Origin of the sequence: Enterobacter sp. BNK-34, from assembly GCF_048684445.1 — a bacterium.
Lineage (GTDB): Bacteria > Pseudomonadota > Gammaproteobacteria > Enterobacterales > Enterobacteriaceae > Enterobacter > Enterobacter pseudoroggenkampii.
On the sequence record NZ_JBLQUA010000001.1, the window covers coordinates 2,841,453 to 2,863,630 of the forward strand.

20 protein-coding genes are annotated in these 22,178 nt (G+C 55.0%); 10 read left to right on the plus strand and 10 right to left on the minus strand.

From position 1 onward, the window contains the following. Window positions 1-59 precede the first annotated feature (59 nt). The 6 genes from rlmKL (at window position 60) to rmf (ending at window position 7,987) form a co-directional block, all read left to right on the plus strand. Window positions 60-2,168, plus strand: a complete 2,109-nt coding sequence (rlmKL, locus tag ACMGG5_RS13775) for a bifunctional 23S rRNA (guanine(2069)-N(7))-methyltransferase RlmK/23S rRNA (guanine(2445)-N(2))-methyltransferase RlmL (protein ID WP_248273077.1) — start codon at window positions 60-62, stop codon at window positions 2,166-2,168. 12 nt (window positions 2,169-2,180) lie between these two features. Then, on the plus strand, window positions 2,181-4,088 hold the full coding sequence (locus ACMGG5_RS13780) for an ABC transporter ATP-binding protein (protein ID WP_061715629.1): 1,908 nt from the start codon (window positions 2,181-2,183) through the stop codon (window positions 4,086-4,088). Between the two features lie 13 nt (window positions 4,089-4,101). After that, on the plus strand, window positions 4,102-5,355 hold the full coding sequence (pqiA, locus tag ACMGG5_RS13785; protein ID WP_420278003.1) for a membrane integrity-associated transporter subunit PqiA: 1,254 nt from the start codon (window positions 4,102-4,104) through the stop codon (window positions 5,353-5,355). 4 nt (window positions 5,356-5,359) lie between these two features. After that, window positions 5,360-7,000, plus strand: coding sequence for an intermembrane transport protein PqiB (pqiB, locus tag ACMGG5_RS13790; protein WP_024907768.1), 1,641 nt, complete (start codon window positions 5,360-5,362; stop codon window positions 6,998-7,000). Then, window positions 6,997-7,563, plus strand: coding sequence for a membrane integrity-associated transporter subunit PqiC (gene pqiC / locus ACMGG5_RS13795; protein WP_024907767.1), 567 nt, complete (start codon window positions 6,997-6,999; stop codon window positions 7,561-7,563). Before pqiB ends, pqiC begins: the two co-directional genes overlap by 4 nt. Window positions 7,564-7,819: 256 nt before the next feature. Beyond that, the gene (rmf, locus tag ACMGG5_RS13800; protein ID WP_013097261.1) at window positions 7,820-7,987 is read left to right on the plus strand and encodes a ribosome modulation factor; all 168 of its coding nucleotides are present in this window, start codon (window positions 7,820-7,822) and stop codon (window positions 7,985-7,987) included. Between the two features lie 71 nt (window positions 7,988-8,058). Here the strand turns inward: rmf and fabA are convergent, their stop codons facing one another. Together fabA and ACMGG5_RS13810 are read right to left on the minus strand one after the other, a co-directional pair. Then, window positions 8,059-8,577 carry a 3-hydroxyacyl-[acyl-carrier-protein] dehydratase FabA gene (gene fabA, locus ACMGG5_RS13805; protein WP_008499931.1) on the minus strand — a complete coding sequence of 173 codons (519 nt, stop codon included), beginning with the start codon at window positions 8,575-8,577 and terminating at the stop codon, window positions 8,059-8,061. Window positions 8,578-8,645: 68 nt separating this feature from the next. Further along, window positions 8,646-10,406: an AAA family ATPase gene (locus tag ACMGG5_RS13810; protein ID WP_420278004.1), complete on the minus strand. Its 1,761-nt coding sequence runs from the start codon at window positions 10,404-10,406 to the stop codon at window positions 8,646-8,648. A 186-nt stretch (window positions 10,407-10,592) separates the two neighbouring features. Between ACMGG5_RS13810 and matP the strand changes: the two genes are divergently transcribed. Further along, a complete protein-coding gene (gene matP / locus ACMGG5_RS13815; protein WP_008499929.1) occupies window positions 10,593-11,045 on the plus strand; it encodes a macrodomain Ter protein MatP in 453 nt (150 codons plus the stop codon). 63 nt (window positions 11,046-11,108) lie between these two features. Here the strand turns inward: matP and ompA are convergent, their stop codons facing one another. Both ompA and sulA read right to left on the minus strand, forming a co-directional pair. Next, window positions 11,109-12,164 carry a porin OmpA gene (gene ompA / locus ACMGG5_RS13820; protein ID WP_048991025.1) on the minus strand — a complete coding sequence of 352 codons (1,056 nt, stop codon included), beginning with the start codon at window positions 12,162-12,164 and terminating at the stop codon, window positions 11,109-11,111. A gap of 354 nt (window positions 12,165-12,518) precedes the next feature. Continuing rightward, complete coding sequence (sulA, locus tag ACMGG5_RS13825; protein ID WP_024907764.1) at window positions 12,519-13,028, minus strand: SOS-induced cell division inhibitor SulA; 510 nt, start codon at window positions 13,026-13,028, stop codon at window positions 12,519-12,521. Window positions 13,029-13,245: 217 nt separating this feature from the next. Here sulA and ACMGG5_RS13830 point away from each other — a divergent pair, with 217 nt between their 5' ends. Beyond that, window positions 13,246-13,872: a TfoX/Sxy family DNA transformation protein gene (locus tag ACMGG5_RS13830; protein WP_023311030.1), complete on the plus strand. Its 627-nt coding sequence runs from the start codon at window positions 13,246-13,248 to the stop codon at window positions 13,870-13,872. Here ACMGG5_RS13830 and yccS read toward each other — a convergent pair. Both yccS and ACMGG5_RS13840 read right to left on the minus strand, forming a co-directional pair. Then, entirely contained in the window at window positions 13,829-15,991 is a 2,163-nt protein-coding gene (gene yccS, locus ACMGG5_RS13835; RefSeq protein ID WP_048991028.1) for a YccS family putative transporter, read from the minus strand. The two genes, ACMGG5_RS13830 and yccS, sit on opposite strands and share 44 nt — an antisense overlap. Window positions 15,992-16,010: 19 nt before the next feature. Continuing rightward, window positions 16,011-16,457, minus strand: coding sequence for a YccF domain-containing protein (locus tag ACMGG5_RS13840; RefSeq protein WP_032649128.1), 447 nt, complete (start codon window positions 16,455-16,457; stop codon window positions 16,011-16,013). A gap of 123 nt (window positions 16,458-16,580) precedes the next feature. Here ACMGG5_RS13840 and helD point away from each other — a divergent pair, with 123 nt between their 5' ends. Continuing rightward, window positions 16,581-18,635, plus strand: coding sequence for a DNA helicase IV (gene helD / locus ACMGG5_RS13845; RefSeq protein ID WP_420278005.1), 2,055 nt, complete (start codon window positions 16,581-16,583; stop codon window positions 18,633-18,635). A 58-nt stretch (window positions 18,636-18,693) separates the two neighbouring features. Here the strand turns inward: helD and mgsA are convergent, their stop codons facing one another. After that, window positions 18,694-19,152: a methylglyoxal synthase gene (mgsA, locus tag ACMGG5_RS13850; protein ID WP_023311034.1), complete on the minus strand. Its 459-nt coding sequence runs from the start codon at window positions 19,150-19,152 to the stop codon at window positions 18,694-18,696. Window positions 19,153-19,232: 80 nt separating this feature from the next. After that, window positions 19,233-19,895, minus strand: a complete 663-nt coding sequence (csgI, locus tag ACMGG5_RS13855) for a curli synthesis inhibitor (protein ID WP_032638793.1) — start codon at window positions 19,893-19,895, stop codon at window positions 19,233-19,235. A gap of 173 nt (window positions 19,896-20,068) precedes the next feature. Between csgI and ACMGG5_RS13860 the strand changes: the two genes are divergently transcribed. Continuing rightward, complete coding sequence (locus ACMGG5_RS13860; protein ID WP_008499920.1) at window positions 20,069-20,482, plus strand: CoA-binding protein; 414 nt, start codon at window positions 20,069-20,071, stop codon at window positions 20,480-20,482. Window positions 20,483-20,519: 37 nt separating this feature from the next. On the opposite strand, the gene hspQ is transcribed toward ACMGG5_RS13860, so the two are convergent. Then, entirely contained in the window at window positions 20,520-20,837 is a 318-nt protein-coding gene (gene hspQ, locus ACMGG5_RS13865; protein ID WP_008499919.1) for a heat shock protein HspQ, read from the minus strand. A 60-nt stretch (window positions 20,838-20,897) separates the two neighbouring features. After that, complete coding sequence (gene rlmI, locus ACMGG5_RS13870; protein WP_420278006.1) at window positions 20,898-22,088, minus strand: 23S rRNA (cytosine(1962)-C(5))-methyltransferase RlmI; 1,191 nt, start codon at window positions 22,086-22,088, stop codon at window positions 20,898-20,900. Window positions 22,089-22,178 lie beyond the last annotated feature (90 nt).

Genomic DNA, 22,178 nt, shown 5'->3' on the forward strand with positions numbered 1-22,178 from the left:
GACATACACGCCATATTAGCTATAATGCGCGACAATTTTCTAAGAGTAAAAGTGACGATATGAATTCTCTGTTTGCCAGTACGGCCCGTGGGCTGGAAGAGCTGTTAAAAACTGAACTGGAAAGCCTGGGCGCACAAGAGTGCCAGGTGGTTCAGGGTGGTGTCCATTTTGAGGGCGACACGCGGCTTATTTACCAGAGCCTGATGTGGAGCCGTCTGGCGTCGCGCATCATGCTGCCGATGAAGGAGTGCAAGGTTTATAGCGACCTTGACCTCTATACCGGCGTACAGATGATCGACTGGACAGAGATCTTCACCCCGAATGCCACCTTTGCGGTGCATTTTAACGGCGTGAACGACGAGATCCGCAACAGCCAGTACGGTGCCCTGCGCGTAAAAGACGCCATTGTGGACTGCTTCACGCGTAAAAATAAGGAACGTCCGAACGTCGATCGTGAAAACCCCGATCTGCGTATTAACGTCTGGCTGAACGGTGACACGGCGAGCATCTCTCTTGATCTGAGCGGTGCAGGCCTGCATCTGCGCGGCTACCGCGATCGTACCGGTATGGCGCCAATTAAAGAAACGCTGGCGGCTGCCATTGTCATGCGCTCCGGCTGGCAGCCGGGCACGCCGCTGCTCGATCCGATGTGTGGTTCCGGTACGTTGCTGATTGAGGCGGCCATGCTGGCAACCGATCGCGCGCCGGGCCTGCATCGCGGTCACTGGGGCTTTAAAGGCTGGGCACAGCACGATGAAGCGCTCTGGAAAGAGGTCAAAGACGACGCGCAAACCCGCGCACGCAAAGGCCTGGCAGAGTACACCTCCCACTTTTACGGTTCGGACAGCGACTCGCGCGTCATTGAACGCGCGCGCAGCAACGCCCGTCGCGCCGGTATCGGCGAGCTGGTCACCTTCGAGGTGAAAGACGTGGCGAACCTGACCAACCCGTTGCCAAAAGGCCCGTACGGTACCGTGATCAGTAACCCCCCATACGGCGAGCGTCTGGACAGCGAGCCGGCGCTGATTGCCCTGCACAGCCTGTTGGGCCGCAATATGAAGGACCACTTCGGCGGCTGGAACCTGTCTCTGTTTAGCGCCTCGCCGGAGCTGCTGAGCTGCCTCCAGCTGCGCGCCGATCGCCAGTTTAAGGCCAAAAACGGCCCGCTGGACTGCGTGCAGAAGAACTACCATCTGGCGGAGAAGGCGGCCGACAGCAAGCCGTCCGGCGTGGCGGAAGATTACGCCAACCGCCTGCGCAAGAACCTGAAGAAATTTGAGAAGTGGGCGAAGCAGGAGGGCATTGAATGTTATCGCCTGTACGATGCCGACCTGCCGGAATACAACGTGGCGGTTGACCGCTACGCGGACTGGGTGGTGATTCAGGAATATGCGCCACCGAAAACCATTGATGCGCAGAAAGCGCGTCAGCGCATGCTGGACGTTATCGCGGCCACCATCGCCGTGCTCGGCATTGCGCCGAACAAGCTGGTGCTGAAAACCCGCGAGCGTCAGAAAGGGAAAAACCAGTATCAGAAGATGGGTGAAAAGGGTGACTTCATCGAAGTGGGCGAATACAACGCGCGCCTGTGGGTCAACCTGACCGACTATCTGGATACCGGTCTATTCCTCGACCACCGTATCGCCCGCCGCATGCTGGGCCAGATGAGTAAAGGCAAAGATTTCCTCAACCTTTTCTCCTATACCGGCAGCGCGAGCGTGCATGCGGGTCTGGGCGGTGCGCGGAGCACCACCACGGTGGATATGTCCCGTACCTACCTGGAATGGGCGGAGCGCAACCTGCGTCTTAACGGCTTAACCGGACGTCAGCATCGCCTGATGCAGGCCGACGTGCTGGGCTGGCTGCGCGACACCGACGAGCAGTTTGACCTGATCTTTATCGATCCGCCGACCTTCTCCAACTCCAAGCGTATGGAAGATAGCTTTGATGTACAACGCGATCACCTGCGCCTGATGACCGACCTGAAGCGCCTGCTGCGCAAAGGCGGCACCATTATGTTCTCGAACAACAAACGCGGCTTCCGTATGGATCATGACGGCTTAGCAGCCCTGGGACTGAAAGCACAAGAAATCAGCCAAAAAACGCTGTCTCAGGACTTTGCCCGTAACCGTCAAATCCATAACTGCTGGTTGATTACCGCGGTCTGAAAGGAAAAATAAATGTCTTTAATTAGTATGCACGGCGCGTGGCTCTCTTTCAGCGACTCACCGCTTCTCGACAATGCAGAACTGCACATCGAAGATAACGAGCGCGTCTGTCTGGTGGGCCGTAACGGCGCGGGTAAATCCACGCTGATGAAAATCCTCAACCGTGAACAGGGTCTGGATGACGGGCGTATTGTTTACGAGCAGGATCTGATTGTCTCCCGCCTGCAGCAGGATCCACCGCGTCACGTGACCGGCAGCGTTTACGATTTCGTGGCGGAAGGGATCTCCGAGCAGGCTGAATACCTGAAGCGCTATCACGAGATTTCGCATCTGGTGATGACCGATCCGAGCGACAAAAACCTCAACGAACTGGCGAAAGTGCAGGAGATGCTCGATCACCACGGTCTGTGGCAGCTTGAAAACCGCATTAATGAAGTACTGGCGCAGCTCGGTCTGGAACCCGATATGGAGCTGTCGGCGCTCTCCGGCGGCTGGCTGCGTAAAGCGGCTCTGGGCCGCGCGCTGGTCAGCGGGCCGAAGGTGCTGCTGCTGGACGAACCGACCAACCACCTGGATATCGAAGCGATTGACTGGCTGGAAGGTTTCCTGAAAACCTTCAGCGGCACCATCATCTTTATCTCGCACGACCGTTCGTTTATTCGCAATATGGCGACGCGCATTGTCGACCTCGACCGCGGCAAGCTGGTGACCTATCCCGGCGATTACGATACGTATCTGCTGGAGAAAGAAGAAAACCTGCGCGTGGAAGAGTTGCAGAATGCCGAGTTCGACCGCAAGCTGGCGCAGGAAGAGGTCTGGATCCGCCAGGGCATCAAAGCCCGTCGTACCCGTAACGAAGGCCGCGTACGTGCCCTGAAGGCGATGCGTCGCGAGCGCAGCGAACGCCGTGAAGTGATGGGCAGCGCCAAAATGCAGGTGGAAGAGGCGTCCCGTTCCGGCAAGATTGTCTTCGAAATGGAAAACGTCAACTATCAGGTCGACGGTAAAGTGCTGGTGAACGATTTCTCCGCGCAGGTGCAGCGAGGCGACAAAATTGCGCTCATCGGCCCGAACGGCTGCGGTAAAACCACGCTGCTGAAACTGATGCTGGGCCAGCTGCAGGCCGACAGCGGACGTATTCACTGCGGGACCAAGCTGGAGGTCGCCTACTTCGACCAGCACCGCGCGGAGCTGGATCCGGACCGTACGGTGATGGACAACCTCGCCGAAGGTAAGCAGGAGGTGATGGTAAACGGCAAGCCGCGCCACGTGCTGGGCTACCTGCAGGACTTCCTGTTCCATCCGAAACGCGCCATGACGCCGGTGCGCGCGCTGTCCGGCGGAGAGCGAAACCGCCTTCTGCTGGCGCGCCTGTTCCTGAAGCCAAGCAACCTGCTTATCCTCGATGAACCGACGAACGACCTGGATGTCGAAACGCTGGAATTGCTTGAAGAGCTGATTGACGGCTATCAGGGTACCGTGATGCTGGTCAGCCACGATCGTCAGTTCGTGGACAACACCGTGACCGAGTGCTGGATCTTCGAAGGTGAAGGGCGAATTGGACAATACGTAGGCGGTTATCATGATGCAAAAGGGCAGCAATTGCAGTCTCAGGCGCAGAAACAGTCAAAGTCCAAAATAAGTTCTGAACCTGCTGTAACAAAAGCAGAAACTGTCAAGAAAACCTCGGCTAAACTAAGCTATAACCTGCAGCGCGAACTGGAGGGGCTACCGCAGCGTCTTGAAGAGCTGGAAGCCGCGCTTGAGGATTTGCAAAAACAGGTTGCTGATGCGTCATTCTTTACTCAATCGCATGACTATACTCAGAAAGTACTGTCAGAAATGTCCGCGGCTGAAAAAGCCCTGGAAGAAGCATTTGAGCGCTGGGAGTACCTTGAGTCTCTGAAAAACGGCGCATAAACAGGGATAACATATGTGTGACCAGCACCATGCCGACAGGCATATTTTATGCTCGCAATGCGATATGCTCGTGGCGTTGCCAGAGCTTGGTCACGGACATAAAGCCCTGTGTCCACGTTGCGGTGCGACGTTGACAACCGAGTGGGACGCGCCGCGGCAGCGTTCCACTGCTTACGCTCTGGCAGCATTGTTCATGCTGCTGCTCTCCAATCTCTTCCCCTTCATCTATATGAAGGTGGGGGGGATCACCAGCCAGGTAGATTTGCTTGAAATTCCGGGCGTGATGTTCTCGGAAGATTACGCCAGCCTCGGTACCTTTTTTCTCCTGTTTGTCCAGATAGTCCCGGCTTTTTGCCTGGTCGTTATCCTTTTGCTGGTCAACCGCGTCAGGATGCCGGCACCGCTGAAAATCCGACTGGCGCGTATCCTTTTTCAGCTCAAAAGCTGGGGGATGGCCGAGATCTTTCTGGCGGGGATTCTGGTCAGCTTCGTGAAGCTCATGGCATACGGCGACGTGGGGATTGGCAGCAGCTTTATTCCCTGGTGTCTGTACTGCGTTCTGCAGCTGCGCGCCTTCCAGTGCGTGGACAGGCGCTGGGCGTGGGACGATATCGCGCCAGCGCCGACGCTTGCACAGACGGTGAAGGTCGGCGTACCCGGTATTCGTCAGGGGCTGCGTTCTTGCCCATGCTGCACCGCCGTGCTGCCCGCCGATCTCGACGTTTGTCCGCGCTGCGAAACGAAAGGGCACGTACGCCGTAAAAATAGCCTTCAGTGGACGATGGCGCTGCTGGTCACATCCATCATGCTGTATCTGCCAGCCAATATTCTGCCGATCATGATCACCGATTTGCTCGGTGACAAAATGCCCTCGACGATCCTCGCCGGGGTGATACTGCTCTGGGGCGAAGGTTCTTATCCGGTCGCCGGCGTCATCTTTATCGCCAGTATTATGGTGCCCACCTTAAAAATGATTGCCATTGCCTGGCTCTGTTGGGATGCGAAAGGGCATGGAAAACGCGATAGCGAACGCATGCACCTGATTTATGAAGTGGTCGAGTTTGTCGGACGCTGGTCAATGATTGACGTGTTTGTCATCGCCGTTCTCTCTGCACTGGTGCGGATGGGCGGTTTGATGAGTATTTATCCCGCGATGGGGGCTTTAATGTTTGCACTGGTCGTGATTATGACCATGTTTGCGGCCATGACCTTCGACCCTCGTTTATCGTGGGATCGTGAGCCTGAATCAAGCCATGAGGAAGAGTAAGAGCATGGAAAATAAGAGTGGAGAGGCGAAAGTGCAGAAGGTCAAAAACTGGTCGCCGGTGTGGATTTTTCCCATCGTGACTGCGCTGATCGGTGCATGGATCCTGTTTTATCATTACAGCCATCAGGGACCGGAAGTCACGCTGATAACCACCAATGCCGAGGGGATTGAGGGCGGTAAAACGACTATCAAAAGCCGAAGCGTGGATGTGGGCGTGGTGGAAAGTGCAACCCTGACCGACGATTTAACCCATGTGGAGATCAAGGCGCGCCTTAATGCCGGCATGGAAAAACTGCTGCACGGCGATTCCGTTTTCTGGGTCGTTAAGCCGCAGGTGGGGCGTGAGGGAATCAGCGGCTTAGGGACGCTGCTTTCGGGCGCCTACATTGAGCTGCAGCCTGGCGCTAAGGGTAACCAGCCAGCCAAATACCAGCTTCTGGATTCACCGCCGCTTGCACCACCTGATGCCAAGGGTATCCGCGTGATCCTCGACAGTAAAAAAGCAGGTCAGCTTACGGCGGGCGACCCGGTCCTGTTCCGCGGCTACCGCGTGGGATCGGTTGAGAAAAGCACGTTTGATCCGCAGAAACGCGCGATCAGCTATCAGCTCTTTATCAATGCGCCAAACGATCGGCTGGTCACCAGCAATGTCCGTTTCTGGAAAGACAGCGGGATCGCGGTGGATCTGACCTCGGCAGGTATGCGCGTTGAAATGGGGTCGCTGACCACGCTGTTTGGCGGCGGCGTAAGTTTTGACGTGCCGGAAGGCCTGGATTTAGGGCAGCCGGTCGCAGAGAACACCGCTTTCCGTCTCTTTGACGATCAAAAAAGTATTCAGGATGCGCTCTATACCGATCACGTCGACTTCCTGATGTTCTTCAAAGATTCTGTCCGCGGTCTGCAGCCGGGGGCACCTGTTGAGTTCCGCGGTATTCGTCTCGGTACGGTTGGACAAGTTCCGTTCTTCGTCCCGGGCCTGAGCCAGATGCTGGATGATGACTATCGTATTCCGGTGCTGATCCGCATCGAACCGGAGCGTCTGCTAAACCAGATTGGCGAAAATCAGGATATTGCTGCCCATATCTCTCAACTGATGGAACGCGGCCTGCGTGGATCGTTGAAGACGGGTAACCTGGTGACCGGTGCGCTGTATGTGGATATGGACTTCTACCCGAAAGCACCGCCGATTACCGGTATCCGTGAATTCGGTGGCTATAAGATCATCCCAACGGTGAGTAGCGGCCTGGCGCAGATCCAGCAGCGTCTGATGGAGACGCTGGATAAGATCAACAATCTGCCACTGAATCCGATGATTGAAGCGGCGACCGGGTCGTTACATCAGAGTCAGGAGACAATGCAGCGCCTGCAAACCACGCTGGATAACATCAACAAGATTACGGCGAGCCAGAGCATGCAGCAGCTTCCGCAGGACATGCAGAAAACGCTGCGTGAGCTGAACCGCAGTATGCAGGGCTTCCAGCCGGGTTCAGCGGCCTACAACAAGATGGTGGCAGATATGCAGCGTCTTGATCAGGTCTTACGTGAACTGCAGCCGGTGCTGAAAACGCTCAACGAGAAGAGCAATGCGCTGGTGTTCGAAGCGAAAGATAAAAAGGATCCTGAGCCGAAGAGGGCAAAAGAATGAAAAAGTGGCTATTGATGGTTGGTGCTCTGCTGTTAACGGCGTGCAGTTCAGGAGTAGATAATAAAAGCTACTATCAGCTGCCTGTGGCGACCCACAGCGGCGGGCAAAGCACGGCCAGCCAGGGAAACCGTCAGCTGTGGGTTGAGCAGGTTGCGGTGCCGGATTATCTGGCAGGAAACGGCGTGGTCTATCAGACCAGCGACGTTAAATACGTGATTGCGACGAACAACCTGTGGGCCAGCCCGTTGGATCAACAGCTGCGCAACACGCTGGTGGCCAATCTGGGCAGTCAGCTACCGGGTTGGGTTGTCGCGTCGCAGCCGTTGGGTAACGACCAGGATACGCTGAACGTTACCGTAACGGGCTTCCACGGCCGTTATGATGGTGCGGTGGTGATCAGCGGGGAGTGGTTGCTGAATCATCAGGGACAGCTGATTAAGCGTCCTTTCCATCTGGAGCTCAAGCAGCAGAAAGATGGCTATGACGAAATGGTGAAAGTCCTGGCTCAGGGTTGGGCACAGGAGTCGGCCAGCATCGCGAGGGAAATTTCCCGGCTGCCATAAGTAAAATTCATCATCAAAAACCGCAGTTGGCCTCTCGCTGATTGCGGTTTTTTTTTCGTTTTCACTTCAGTTTGTTACTTGTGCTGCATCACAATTTTTGTACAAATGAACTTCCAGGTAGCTCACAAATATGACACCCGTATGAATTTTGAACATTGACGATGGGGCTAATTCGGGGTATTCGTTATCTGTGCCTGTACATTGAGTGCAGACACTGTTTTCTTTCCACCAGACAAAAGAATGAGGGAAACGAGGCATGAAGAGACAGAAACGAGATCGCCTGGAACGGGCTCATCAACGTGGTTATCAGGCCGGCATCGCTGGACGTTCTAAAGAAATGTGTCCTTATCAGACGATAAATCAAAGGTCACAATGGCTTGGAGGCTGGCGAGAAGCCATCGGCGATAGGGCACTCATAGCCTGATAACGTCTCTTTCAAAAAAGAAACCTCCGCAATGCGGAGGTTTCGCCTTTCCGGGAGTGCGAAAAGCACAATCAGAACGCAGAAGTATCCTGGAACAGGCCAACTTTCAGGTCGCTTGCGCTATAGATCAGACGGCCGTCTACCAGCACTTCGCCATCTGCCAGGCCCATAATCAGGCGGCGGTTAACGATGCGCTTGAAGTGAATACGATAGGTCACTTTCTTCGCTGTAGGCAGAACCTGGCCAGTGAATTTGACTTCGCCCACGCCCAGTGCGCGGCCTTTACCTTCGCCGCCCAGCCAGCCCAGATAGAAGCCAACCAGCTGCCACATCGCATCCAGGCCCAGACAGCCAGGCATTACCGGATCGCCAATAAAGTGGCAACCGAAGAACCACAGGTCCGGGTTGATATCGAGTTCTGCTTCTACGTAACCCTTATCGAAGTTGCCGCCGGTTTCGGTCATTTTCACGACACGGTCCATCATCAGCATGTTCGGGGCCGGTAACTGTGGGCCTTTTGCGCCAAACAGTTCACCGCGACCAGAGGCAAGAAGATCTTCTTTTGTATAGGATTCGCGTTTATCTACCATGTTCTCAGTAAGCCTTATTTTAGTGAAGGACGCAGGATAGCTAACACGTGTACGCTGAACAAGTCCGATCAGTTCGAACTAAACCAGCCCAGCCAGCGTAACGGCCATGGATAACGATGACGAGCATCCTGCTGTGTCGCCTGAGCAATGCGCTCCTGGATAGTCTGCATCAGGGTAGTTTGCCCTTCGCCATCCCATACCAGGTTTGTCAGTAAGGGTAGTGCATCCTCAATCCCTTCGATGGCCCAGATAGCGAACTGCTCTTGTTCAACCGCATCCAGAATCTCCTGACTGAGGCTTAAATGACGTGCGTTGGGAGCCGGGATAATCACACCCTGCTTGCCGTTTAAACCGCGCTGCTGACAGATAGAGAAGAAGCCTTCAATTTTCTCGTTGAGGCCTCCCACTGGCTGGGCACGGCCGAACTGGTCCACCGAACCGGTGATCGCGATGTTCTGATTGATGGGCACTTCCGCCAGGGCGCTGATTAAGGCGCACAACTCGGCCATAGAGGCGCTGTCGCCATCCACTTCGCTGTAGGACTGCTCAAACGTCAGCGAGGCAGAGAAGGGGATCTGTTGCTCGAGCTGCAGCTCTGACATCAAAAACGCCTGCATGATCATCATGCCTTTGGCGTGAATGTTGCCGCCCAGCTCGGCTTTCCGTTCAATATCGGTGAACTCGCCATCGCCAATGTGCACAACGCAGCTGATACGGGACGGCTCCCCGAATGCGCGCGGATGGCCAGGAAATTCAATCACAGACAGGGCGTTAATCTGCCCGACGCGTTCGCCTTCGGTTTCCACCAGAATTTGTTCGAGCAGAATTTCATCCTGCATACGGTCAGCAAGATAGCCTTCTCGCCACTCACGCTGAGCCAGCATCTGAGTGAGCTGTTCACCGGTGAACTCCCCGTCACCGCTGATTACACCCACTTCACGCAGCTGTTTGCCGATCCAGAGCGGGCAAAGCGGCAGCGTTTCCTGGTCACCGGTGTAGCGTACCGCTTCGCGGATCAGGCCCGGCCACGCGTCAGCCGCAGGGGTTGGCAGCGCAGAACGTTCTGCTACAGCCATCACCCACTGGCACCACTGCGCCATATCGTCGGCGTCAGCAATCTGGATGTTGTCTTCGTATTCGCTATACACGGCCTGCTCAGCCAGTTCCGGCTCCATTTCCTGGAAGTCCGCCAGCGATTCACGGTCGCCCGTTAGCACGACGGTCAGCGACAGCGGCATAGAGGGAACAGAGACGGGTAGAGGACGAGACTCATCGTAGCCGACCCAGTCGAAACGCTGCTGGTGCACGATGGTTTTCAGACGCATCCACAGCAGCGGCTGCGAGAGCAGGGTACGCAGTGAGATGATCAGAACACCGCCATTTGCGCGATGTACCAGCCCAGGCTGCAGCGAAAGCTCGCCGTTAAACTGGCGCAGACAACCAAAGAGTTGTTCAGCCTCGACCCAGTTAGCGGTAATCACCTCACCCTTAGCGGCAAAATGGCCGTCGGCCTGTGCCGCCGGTTCGAAAGTGACATCATGTCCCGCAATACGATACTGGCCGCCAAAAACGGCGTTCGCTTCCGGCTTTAACTGACGCACGGCATCCCCGAACAACGTCAGGTATTCCGCTTCTTCCGGGGCTTTGAGCAGCATGAAAGGCGCAGTTGCCCATGGGCTTAAGACCTGCTCCAGCGCGTAATGCAAACGGGGCTGCGTATCGCTAAGGATGAATTCGTGTTCTTTTGCGAGTTCGGGCTGTGCAAACAGTTCCTGATAACTTTCGGTATCCGGAACAAGGTCACGCCATGCAAGTTTCGTAATGGTCAAAGTTGATGTTTTTTAGTCAGATGTAAAAGCGTGGAGTATACCGTAAGCGGGGGGCTGTACCCAAGCAGGATCGGGTATTTCGACAGGGCGATTGGCTGCATTCACTCACAGGATATGATTTCTTTTCAGCAGATTGCTAAAAAACTGATATTCTGAACAGAGTTACGTGGTAACACTGAGATCGCAATGAAATATCAACAACTGGAAAATCTCGAAAGCGGCTGGAAATGGAAGTACCTGGTCAAAAAGCACCGTGAAGGGGAGCTGATCACCTGCTACATCGAAGCCAGCGCTGCACAAGAAGCCGTGGATATTTTGCTGACCCTCGAAAATGAACCGGTACAGGTTAACGGCTGGATTGAGAAACACATCAATCCTGCCTTGTTAAACCGGATGAAGCAAACTATCCGTGCGCGACGCAAACGGCATTTTAATGCTGAGCATCAGCACACTCGAAAAAAATCAATCGACCTTGAGTTCGTTGTCTGGCAACGTCTGGCTGGGCTGGCACAACGACGGGGTAAAACGCTTTCGGAAACCATCGTGCAGTTGATTGAGGATGCCGAACATAAAGAGAAGTACGCCAACCAGATGTCGACGCTGAAGAACGACCTTCAGGCGCTGTTGGGTAAAAAGTAGATTTTTCTTTTCTTCAGACAATAAAAAACCCCGCATGGCGGGGTTTTTTTATAAGACGATAACTTATGCCGCTGGCTGAGTTACAACGTCTTTGATGCCTTTAACTTCGATCTCTACGCGACGATCTGGAGCCAGGCAGTCGATCAGTGCAGCGCGAGCTTTCACGTTGTCACAGGTGTTGCCAGTAACTGGGTTAGATTCGCCCATACCACGTGGGGAGATCTTGTTAGCTGGGATACCTTTAGAGATCAGGTAATCAACAACAGACTGAGCACGTTTCTCAGACAGTTTCTGGTTGTAAGCGTCAGAACCGATACGGTCGGTGAAGCCCAGAACCACTACAGAACCGTCTTTAGGATCCAGGTTGCTCAGCTGAGAGTACAGCTGATCCAGTGCCTGCTGACCTTCTGGTTTCAGAGTCGCTTTGTTGAAGTTGAACAGAACGTCAGACTTCAGAGTGAAGTGCTTGGTCTGTACTTCTGGAGCTGGAGCCGGCGCTGGAGCAACAACTGGTGCTGCTTCTTCCTGCTGGCCGAAACGGTAGGAAACACCTACGCTCAGCATGCCGTTGTCTGGACGAACACCAACGGTGTTGCCGTCGCCGATGTTGTTAACCCACTGGTATTCCAGACGGGTAGCGATGTCACGGGTCATAGCCCACTCAACGCCACCAGCGAATACTGGGGAAACACCGGTATCATGGTCGTCGCCAGCGATGCTGTTGCTGGAGTCAGCGCGCCATACCATGCCGCCCAGACGGGTGTACACGTCCAGATCGTCAGTTACTGGGTAACCCAGTTTAGCGGTCAGCTGAACGCCCTGTGCTTTGAAAGCGCCGTTTACGGTGTCGCCTTTGTATGGCATACGACCTAACCAGTCGTAACCCATTTCAAAACCAACATACGGGTTAACCTGATAGCCACCGAACGCACCTGCACCAAGCTGGCTCTCGTGAGTCGGGCCATCGTTGTTCAGGTCTTTGTTGTACCAGCCGGTGTCGTGGAACTGAGACCAGCCCAGTTTACCACCTGCATACCAGGTATTATCTTTCGGAGCGGCCTGCGCTACGGTAGCGAAGCCAGCCAGTGCCACTGCAATCGCGATAGCTGTCTTTTTCATTTTTTGCGCCTCGTTATCATCCAAAATTCGCCATGAAAGTCTCAAGAGAGAATCACGGTTAAATCCTTCACCGGGGGGCGTGGTCAAATATAAATCTACCGATATCTTCGGCTTAGGCCGAGCACCCCTGGCGATGTAAAGTCTACAACGTAGCTGAAAACTTACAAGTGTGAAGTCTGTCAGGCATATGAAAAAAAAAGTTCCGTATACCGATTATTTAACATTTTTAGAACGAATTTTGTGCAATAAAATGAAGGAGAACCGCACCAGACAAGCCTTGCCGCAATTTTCAGACCGGGAACTTTAATGCCATCTTGTGGTCGAAAAAAATTCCAGGAAAAATCTTAATTTCACTCAATGATACAAATTTGAGTGAATTTTTAGCCCAGAAAGTTGTCCTCTGCGGTAAGAATCCGATCGAACCGGACGCATAATGAACCCGATCGCACTCCCTTCTTCAGCGGCTTCAGTCAGACGGAAATGTTCCTCTTCCGTCAATTCTTCGGGTAACCATCCAATTACCACGCTGTAATTTCCGGTGCGTAACGCGCGGATCATCGACTCAACGGTATCGCACGGTGAGAGCTGATTAATCTGCATGACCTTGGTCAGCGGAAGGCCAGCGGACTGAACCCACTCACGGCTCAGTTTTTGCTGAGGCGTGAGCCAAAGCTGCCAGCGCGATTGCTGACCAAGCTGTTGTAATAACGGCAACAACAGAAGTTGCGTCAACAGGGGCTGGTCTTCACGATAAACCACTTCACTGATAAGCCCTGTGGAAACACGCTCGACGGAATTCTGCGCGACATTGCCTGCGGCAGAAGAGAGAGAGATTGCGCGATTTGCATAGCCTGAAGTGTGCATATTCATTCCAGCCCTGTAGTTACTGTATGGATATACAGTAACCCCTGTATGCATAAAGATCAACCTCATTTTCGGAAAGCGACTCGCAAAATTCATTCAATCTTGATGCCCCTGGAAAAATCATCTTGCTCAACGGCGATAAGTTGCCTATTTTCCTGCTAACGGATCCGCTAGTAAGAAATTTCGTTGTTACTTTATGATTTTGAAGGGAAATATCATGAAAAAGATATCTTATGAACGGATTTATAAATCCCAGGAATACCTCTCCCCGTTGGGCGAGATTCATCATCGTGCGCTGTTTGGAGGCTACACCCTGGCGGTGGATGATGCGGTTTTTGCCATGGTGTCTGATGGCGAGCTTTATCTTCGGGCTTGTGAGGAGAGTGCGAAATACTGCGTAAAGAATGCCTCCTCATTTTTGACATTGATGAAGCGAGGCCGCCCGGTGCTGCTCAACTATTATCGTGTGGATGACGGATTATGGCAGGACAGGGAGCGGTTGCTTCAGCTCTCCTCGTTTGCGCTCAGTGCGGCAAGAAAAGAGCGCTATCAGCGCCATCAACGAAACCGACTCAAGGATCTGCCAAACCTGACCTTTCAGCTTGAAGTCTTGCTTTTTGAAGCCGGTATCACTAATGAGGAAACGCTGCGGGCGCTGGGCGCCAGAGCCAGCTGGCTGAAGATGCGGGCGAAAAATAAAGCGCTCAGTATTAAAGTCCTCTTCGCACTCGAAGGGGCTATCGAGGGGCTGCATGAGGCGGCACTCCCGGCAGGCATTCGCCGGGAGCTGACGGAGTGGTTTAATGCGCTGCCTGAGCCACAGGAGAATCACTCCTCCAGGTAGCGATTTGCTGTTGCAGCCGGCAAATTTCAGGCAGCAGAGCGATAAGCAGGCCTATCTGCTGAAGAACCAGCGGCGCTTTGCTGTCGTTTCCCGGGTCAAGATGCGCAATGCGTTGCGCCAGTTCATTCAGCGCCTGTTGTACGCGCGGCTCATCGGCTGGGCGGTGATGAAGCGCGTCATCGACATAACAGACGGCGTCATCGAGCAGGTTGAGAATACCCGGGTTGGTGAGCTTCTCACGGTGGGCACCCAGCGTCGAAATATAGCTGGTAAACGTATGGTTCAGGCAGAGCAGGCGGAACGCAGTCTCACGAATTTCCGCCGTGGCGCGAGGCTCCGTTGACATGTTAGAGACAACGGAGGCCAGTTCTGCATCACTGTTGTGCGCATCACGACGTGCTATCCGGTAAGCCAGGCGGTTATCGCGCCCCTGGTGATACTGCTCCAGGATAGCGTCAAGGTATCGACAGTTGGCATTCATCGCCCTGTCGACCACGCGCGGTAAATTGCGGAAACGCCAGTCCGGCCAGATAAAGCTGACCGCGGCCCAGGCAATTGCGCAGCCAATCAGGGTATCGATCACGCGAGGCAGGGCGACTTCAAAGCCTTCACCCAGCAGGTTAAAGCAGAGCAGCACCAGCAGTGTGATGAACATGGTGGCGTGGGCATACTGCACGTTGCGAAACGCGAAGAACAGCACGCCGGTGATCACGATCAGAATCAATTGACCTTCGACGGAAGGCACGAAATAGAGCACCGGAAGGCCGATCGCGACGCCAACCAGCGTACCGATAATACGCAGCGCAAGACGATGTCGGGTGGCGTTATAGTTCGGCTGGCAGACGAACAGGCTGGTGAGCAGGATCCAGTAGCCGTGGTGCAGCCCGGTTATCTGGATAAAGGCATACCCCACGCACAGCACCAGCGACATTCTCACCGCGTGGCGAAAGAGAGCCGACTCCGGCGTAAAGTTCCGGCTCAGGCGTAGCCACATATCGCTAACGCTGTGCACGCTGTCATCAGCAAGCTGGTTTTCCACCTCACTGCCCGGCAGTGCCATCGCCTGTTCGGACTCAATGGTTGCCAGCTGTGCATCAATCGCCCGCAGGTTGTTCAGCAGAAAGCCCAGCGCTTTGATGTGTTCCGGTGACGTTCCGCTGGCCTGAACGCGGTCGAGCGCCGCATCAAGGTGGCTGAATACCCGTTCAAAGCGGGGATCATGCTGATAGGGCGTGCGCAGCAGAATGGAGCGCGAGAGCCGCTGACACGCCTGAGACTGCATGGAGAGCAGGCGCTGGAAGCGGAACATCACGTCGCTGTAGCGGAACCTCTCGCGCAGGGCAGCATACTGAACGTGCGAGGAGCTGGCGCGTTCATGAATATCCTGGGCGGCAAAATAGTAGTGTAAGGTCCTTCGCGTTCCGCGCTGACCGCGATCGCCGCGCAGACGGGTCAGCAGAGAGGCTTTAGTCTGATTAAGGGTGGCGACTAACTGGCCATTAGCCAGCGCCAGATCGTAGAGCGGAGCCTGGCTTTCTTCCTCGATATCCGGGTCGAACAGCCGGGATTTCAGTTCCAGATAGTGGGCTAACTGCTCAAAGCTGCGGGCAAGGTTATCCTGCAGAGGGCGAACCGGGAAGATCAGATGACCGGTTAGCGTCAGCAGGTTATACCAGATGGCGCCCAGCAACAGCAGAACCGGCTGCTGGTACCACTGGTCGTACAGGGAAACGCCCAGCATGGTGTAGATGGCGATCAGCAATGCACCAAAAGCGATGGTGGCATAGCGCTGCCCAAGGCCACCCAGCAAAATAAACCCGCTGGTTGAGAGGGTAAGACCCAGGGCAAACAGCCAGGGCCACGGGAAAAGCAGCTCAACGGACGCTGACGCAATAAAAAAGCAGACAAGCGTAATAACCAGATTACGCAAACGCCCGGCCAGACGATCGTCCAGGTCCGCCAGCGCCCCGGCCACCACTCCCAGCGTGAGCGGAATAGTGAGTTTGACATCATTCAGCCACCAGGGCAGAGCAACCGTGCCGCAAAGCGCGATGAATATCCTGACGTTATAAAGCCAGGTGCTGTTCCAGGTATAACGGCGAAGCAGTGGGCTTAGCATAAACGCGGCCAGTCCTTATTTACTGAAAACGACGACGAGCGTTTGCTTCACGCGCCGCCTGGGCCACTTCTACCGGAACAACCCTGCGACCGACGGGCCAAAGGGCGATAGCGGCGATCTTAAAGTTCGCGATCCCCACCGGAATACCAATAATCGTGATGCACTGTGCAATACCGGCAAAAATATGCATGATGCACAGCCACCAGCCGAAGAAAATGAGCCACAGAATGTTCAGCAGGGTTCCGCCCGTATTCATCAGGGCGTTTTTGTTCTCCGGATTCAGCTCGTCAACGTGGATGGCTTCATTCCCGTAGGGGATTAAGGAGAGTTTTGTGATTTCCCAGCAGGAACGGGTCAGGGGAAGCGTGAAAATCAGGACGATGCTCACCAGCGTGGCAAAAAGCCAGGAAAGGGTGGTGGCAAAACCGCCCAGCACAAAATTCAACACATTCAGAACGGTACGCATAAACCCTCACTTCCTTTCGATAAAATTAACGCCCAATGATTGTAACGTTTTTTTAGGCTGGAGCACCTTAAAACTGGCAGTTAAACTGTCAGGTAAATTATCTCTTCGTGGATTTGGCGGAACATGGAACTGAAAGCAACGTCGTTAGGCAAACGCCTGGCGCAACACCCTTACGACAGGGTTGTTCTCCTTAATGCCGGGGTGAAAGTCTCCGGGGAACGCCACGAATACCTTATTCCGTTTAATCAGCTTCTGGCTATCCACTGCAAACGCGGGCTGGTGTGGGGCGAGCTGGAGTTCGTTCTCCCTGACGATAAAGTCGTGCGTCTTCACGGCACCGAGTGGGTGGAAACTCAGCGTTTCCACCATCACCTGAACGCGCTCTGGCAGCAGTGGAGCCAGGATATGAGCGTGATTGCCGCCCAGGTGCTCCAGCAGGTGCTGGACGATATCGCGCAAAGCAACGCGCAACACGCGTGGCTGACCCGTCAGCAGACCGCCGGGCTGCAGCAAAAGATCCGACAGGCACTCGCGGCGCTGCCGCTCTCCGTGACGCGTCTCGACGAGTTTGACAACTGTCGCGACGCCTGGCGCCAGTGTCAGGCCTGGCTGAATGATAAGGATAAAAGCCGTCTCGCCCATAATCAGGCCTGGACGGACGCCATGCTCACCCAATATGCCGACTTTTTCAGTACGGTGGAATCGTCACCGCTCAATCCGGCTCAGGCGCGCGCGGTGGTCAACGGCGAGCAGTCGCTGCTGGTGCTGGCGGGGGCCGGTAGCGGTAAAACGTCGGTGCTGGTGGCGCGTGCCGGCTGGCTGCTGACGACCGGGGAAGCGGTAGCCGATCAAATTCTGCTTCTGGCCTTTGGCCGCAAGGCTGCCCAGGAGATGGACGAACGTATCCAGGAACGCCTGCACACCCGGGATATCACGGCCAGAACCTTCCATGCCCTTGCGCTGCATATTATTCAGCAGGGCAGTAAAAAAGTGCCTTCCATCAGTAAGCTGGAAAACGACGCGCAGGCGCGTCAGGCGCTGTTCATCAAAACGTGGCGCCAGCAGTGCAGTGAGAAAAAGGCGCAGGCAAAAGGGTGGCGTCAGTGGCTGGAGGAGGAGCTCAGTTGGGAAGTGCCAGAGGGCAGCTTCTGGCAGGATGATAAACTGGCGCGTCGGCTGGGTTCGCGACTTGACCGCTGGGTCAGCCTGATGCGAATGCACGGTGGATCGCAGGCAGAGATGATTGAAAGCGCGCCGGAGGCGATCCGCGATCTGTTTTCGAAGCGGGTCAAGCTGATGGCTCCGCTACTGAAAGCCTGGAAAACCGCGCTGAAAGAGGAAAATGCCGTTGATTTCTCCGGCCTGATCCATCAGGCCATCATCATTCTTGAGAAGGGGCGTTTTGTCAGCCCGTGGAAGCATATTCTGGTGGATGAGTTCCAGGACATCTCTCCGCAGCGTGCAGCGTTGCTCTCAGCGCTGCGGGCGCAAAATAAACATACCTCGCTGTTTGCGGTGGGGGACGACTGGCAGGCCATCTATCGCTTCAGCGGGGCGCAGCTCTCCCTGACAACGGCATTCCACCACTATTTTGGCGAAGGCGATCGCAGCGATCTGGACACGACCTACCGCTTCAATTCACGGATTGGTGAAATCGCCAACCGCTTTATCCAGCAGAACCCGCATCAGCTGGCAAAGCCGCTCAATAGCCTGCGGGCAGGGGATAAAAAAGCCGTGACCCTGCTGGCGGACGATCAGCTGGAACCGCTGCTGGACAAGCTCAGCGGCTATGCGAAGCCCGATGAGCGTATCCTGGTGCTGGCGCGCTACCATCACCTCAAACCCGAGGCGCTGGAAAAGGCGGCCACCCGCTGGCCGAAGCTGCAGCTTGAATTTATGACGATTCACGCCAGCAAAGGGCAGCAGGCCGACTATGTGATTGTCATGGGGCTGAAAGAGGGCAGCGACGGTTTCCCGGCTCCGGCCCGCGAGTCGGTAATGGAACAGGCCTTGCTGCCGGTGCCGGAAGACTTCCCGGATGCCGAAGAGCGGCGTTTGCTGTATGTGGCTATCACCCGCGCGCGCCATCGCGTGTGGCTGCTGTTCAATAAAGAGGAGCCATCCGTGTTTGTCGATATCCTGAAGAGTATTGATGTGCCGGTAGCGCGTAAACCATAACGACGTCAGGCAAGGTTTTGTAGGCCGGGTAAGGCGTAGCCGCCACCCGGCAAAAAAGCTACTTCAGTCTGTCGGAAAGATAACGCTGATAGTCCGGAATAAGGATATCAACCGGCGAGTTAAACTGCGGCGATTCGATGATGAAATCCGCCGTCGACAGGTTCGTCGCCACCGGAATATTCCACACCGTCGCCAGACGCAGCAGGGCTTTGACATCCGGGTCGTGCGGAACCGCGTTCAGCGGGTCCCAGAAGAAGATCAGCACATCAATCTTCCCTTCGGAGATCTGCGCGCCGACCTGCTGATCGCCGCCCATCGGGCCGCTCAGCATGGCATTCACCTGCAGACCCGTTTCACGCTGGATCAGGTTACCGGTGGTACCGGTCGCCGACAGAGCGTGCTTTTCCAGCGAAGACTGATGGCGGCGAACCCAGTTAAGCAGCATTTGTTTACAGTGATCGTGCGCCACCAGCGCAATGTGTTTGCGTTCAGGTAGCGTGCGTGTTGTCAGTTCCATAATCATATCCATCAGGTTAACTGCCTACACGATGACGGGAACCGTCTGACGCTGCAAGAGAAAGGCGTAAAAAATGTGGCTTATGATGAAGGTTGTTGTTTTGCCCACTGTAAAAACCGGGCCCGCGTGTCGGGATCGGCCTGCTGGAACCAGAATTTTAGGCGCTGTTCCGTCAGGGTCTGGGACTGGGGAGGAATGACGTCCAGTTCAGAGACGCCGGAAAGCAGCGTACTGTCGTCAGCCATCATGGTGGCAAACTGAGGAAGCGACGCGCGTTTACCCGCTTTGTTATAGGTCTGGGTCGCGGCCTCGTAGTCCGGACCTTTTGGTGAGGTCGTCAGCGCCAGAATATCCAGCTTCACCGGAATCGGCATCGCATCCCCGTCCAGCAATTCAATGCGCGGAGACGCGTCGAAGGCCGCCGATTCTTTCTCCGTTTCAAGACGAGGCAGGGTAATGTTCACCTGACTGATTTGCCGGGTATTAAAGCTGACGATCAGCGGCGGCGAGATATACATCCTTTGCTCGTGATTCGCCAGACCGATCGATTTTTCCACCCGGAATACCAGCTGATGCGGCCCGTTATCCAGCTCGATGCTGTCCGCACCGCGCAATAACGAACTGGAAACCTTTTTTCCGTCCAGTACCAGGAGATCAATATCGGTAGAGAGCCGGAGCGTGGTAGCAAAAACGCAGACCGGCATCACTAACGCAATCAGAGCAGTGGCAATACCGGTTTTCATAGAAGGCTCCCGTCAGAAATCCTGTCGCCGCATTAATGTATCTAAATTTTTCGAGAATCATGTTTACTAACATATAGACATATTTCGCCGTTTTGCCCTCATGCGTCGGTATGGGATGGATGGTTGAGATGTGCGGTTTGGCGTACACTTTTAAAAAAGCCAGGAGAAAAACCATGAAAGAGAACGATATTGCCGAGATTCTGACATCCACGCGTACCATTGCGCTGGTGGGCGCGAGCGATAAACCCGATCGTCCAAGCTATCGGGTGATGAAATACCTTCTCGATCAGGGCTACCACGTCATCCCGGTCTCGCCAAAAGTGGCGGGGAAAACCTTACTGGGCCAGCAGGGTTATGCCACGCTCGCTGACGTGCCGGAAAAAATTGATATGGTTGATGTCTTCCGAAATTCCGAGGCGGCGTGGGAAGTGGCGCAGGACGCTATCGCCGTCGGGGCGAAAACGCTGTGGATGCAGCTGGGCGTGATTAATGAGCAGGCTGCGGTGCTGGCGCGGGATGCGGGGTTAAACGTCGTCATGGATCGCTGTCCGGCGATCGACATCCCCCGCCTGGGGCTGGCGAAGTAATAAAAAAAAGCCCGTTCATCGGGCTTTTTTTACACGCTTAGTTCCGCAGGCGCGGAGCCTGTAACTGTTTGCGGATAGTCTGAGCAAGTTCATCCATAGTGGGTTGCTCCGGATGCTCTTCCTGCAGCTCGCTGCTCAGCTGCGCTTCAGCAAGATAGGTGTGAACGGGTTGTCCATCATCACCTTCCATCACCACATGGTACCAGGGCGCGGCGCGAAGCTCTGCATTCACCGCCAGCTCGTCTGCTGACGGTTCATCAAGGGAATACTCCGGGTCGATATCCACGACCACACCCAAATACCCGAGCAAAGTGTGGCGGACCTGCTGGCCGATACCGAATTTGCTGGCAATCATAGTCACCTCCCGGGAAATACGACTTACACGTTATGTGCGGGCAATATTTCTCTTTTCAAGTTACATGACGCGACAGGCAAACCCTTTCAGATACAGTCCTTCCGGGTAGGTAGCAATCACGGGGTGATCGGCTGCCTGACGGAACTGCTCTATAAATTGTACATCACGGCCAGCATCTATTGCGGCATCGGCGATGATTTTCTGAAATAAATCTGTGGTCATCAGGCCTGAGCAAGAGAAGGTGAGCAGAACCCCGCCCGGGTTCAGCAGCTGGATAGCCAGCATGTTGATATCTTTATATCCACGGCACGCGCCCATCAGCTGGCTTTTGTTTTCCACAAACTTGGGTGGATCCATCACGATGACGTCGAACTTTTCGCCCTGATCGCGATATTTACGCAGCAGCTTGAACACGTCATCGCGTACAAACTCCGCTTTGCTCAGATCCAGCTTATTCAGCTCGACGTTCTGTTTTGCCACGTCGAGCGCTTCCTGTGAGGTGTCCACGCTCACCACCTGGGCACAGCCGCCCATCAGTGCCGAAACGGCAAAACCGCCGGTATAGGAGAAGCAGTTCAGCACGCGTTTGTCGGCAACGTACTGACGCGTAGCCAGACGGCTGTCGCGCTGGTCGAGGTAGTAACCGGTTTTGTGCCCGCCCTGAATATCCACCAGCAGCTTCATGCCGTGCTCTTCAATCGGCAGCAGGGCAGGCGGCAGTTCACCCGTAACCGGACCCTGCGTCAGCTCCATGCCCTCTTTTTTGCGCACCGCCACATCACTGCGGTCGTAAATGGCGCACTGCGGGAACAGCGTTTGCAGCGCGCTAATCAGCGCGGCACGCTGGTATTCCGCTCCGGCGCTCAGGAGCTGCAGCACCAGGAAGTTACCGAAGCGATCGATGGTCACGCCCGGCAGGCCGTCGGACTCACCGGCAATCAGGCGGTAGCTGTCCAGCCCGTCGCGTTTTGCCAGCCAGTCGCGCCACTGCTGCGCCTGCTGCAGACGACGCACAAAGAAGTCGATGTCGATGGTTTCGTCTTTATCGAAGGTCCAGACGCGCGCGCGGATTTGGGACGCTGGCGAGTAAGCGCCTCGCGCTAACCATTTCCCCTGATGGTCAACGATATCAATGGTTTCACCGAGGCTGACTTTGCCTTCCATACGGGCAACCGCGCCGGAAAAGACCCAGGGATGACGGCGCAGTAATGATTTCTCGCGCCCTTTGGCTAACACTAAACGTACACTCATAATTTGCTGTTCTGTCGATTTCAGGGAAATGGCGCGTAGATTACCACATTCAGCAAGGCGCAATCATCTGCGGATGCCGTTGAGCGTTTC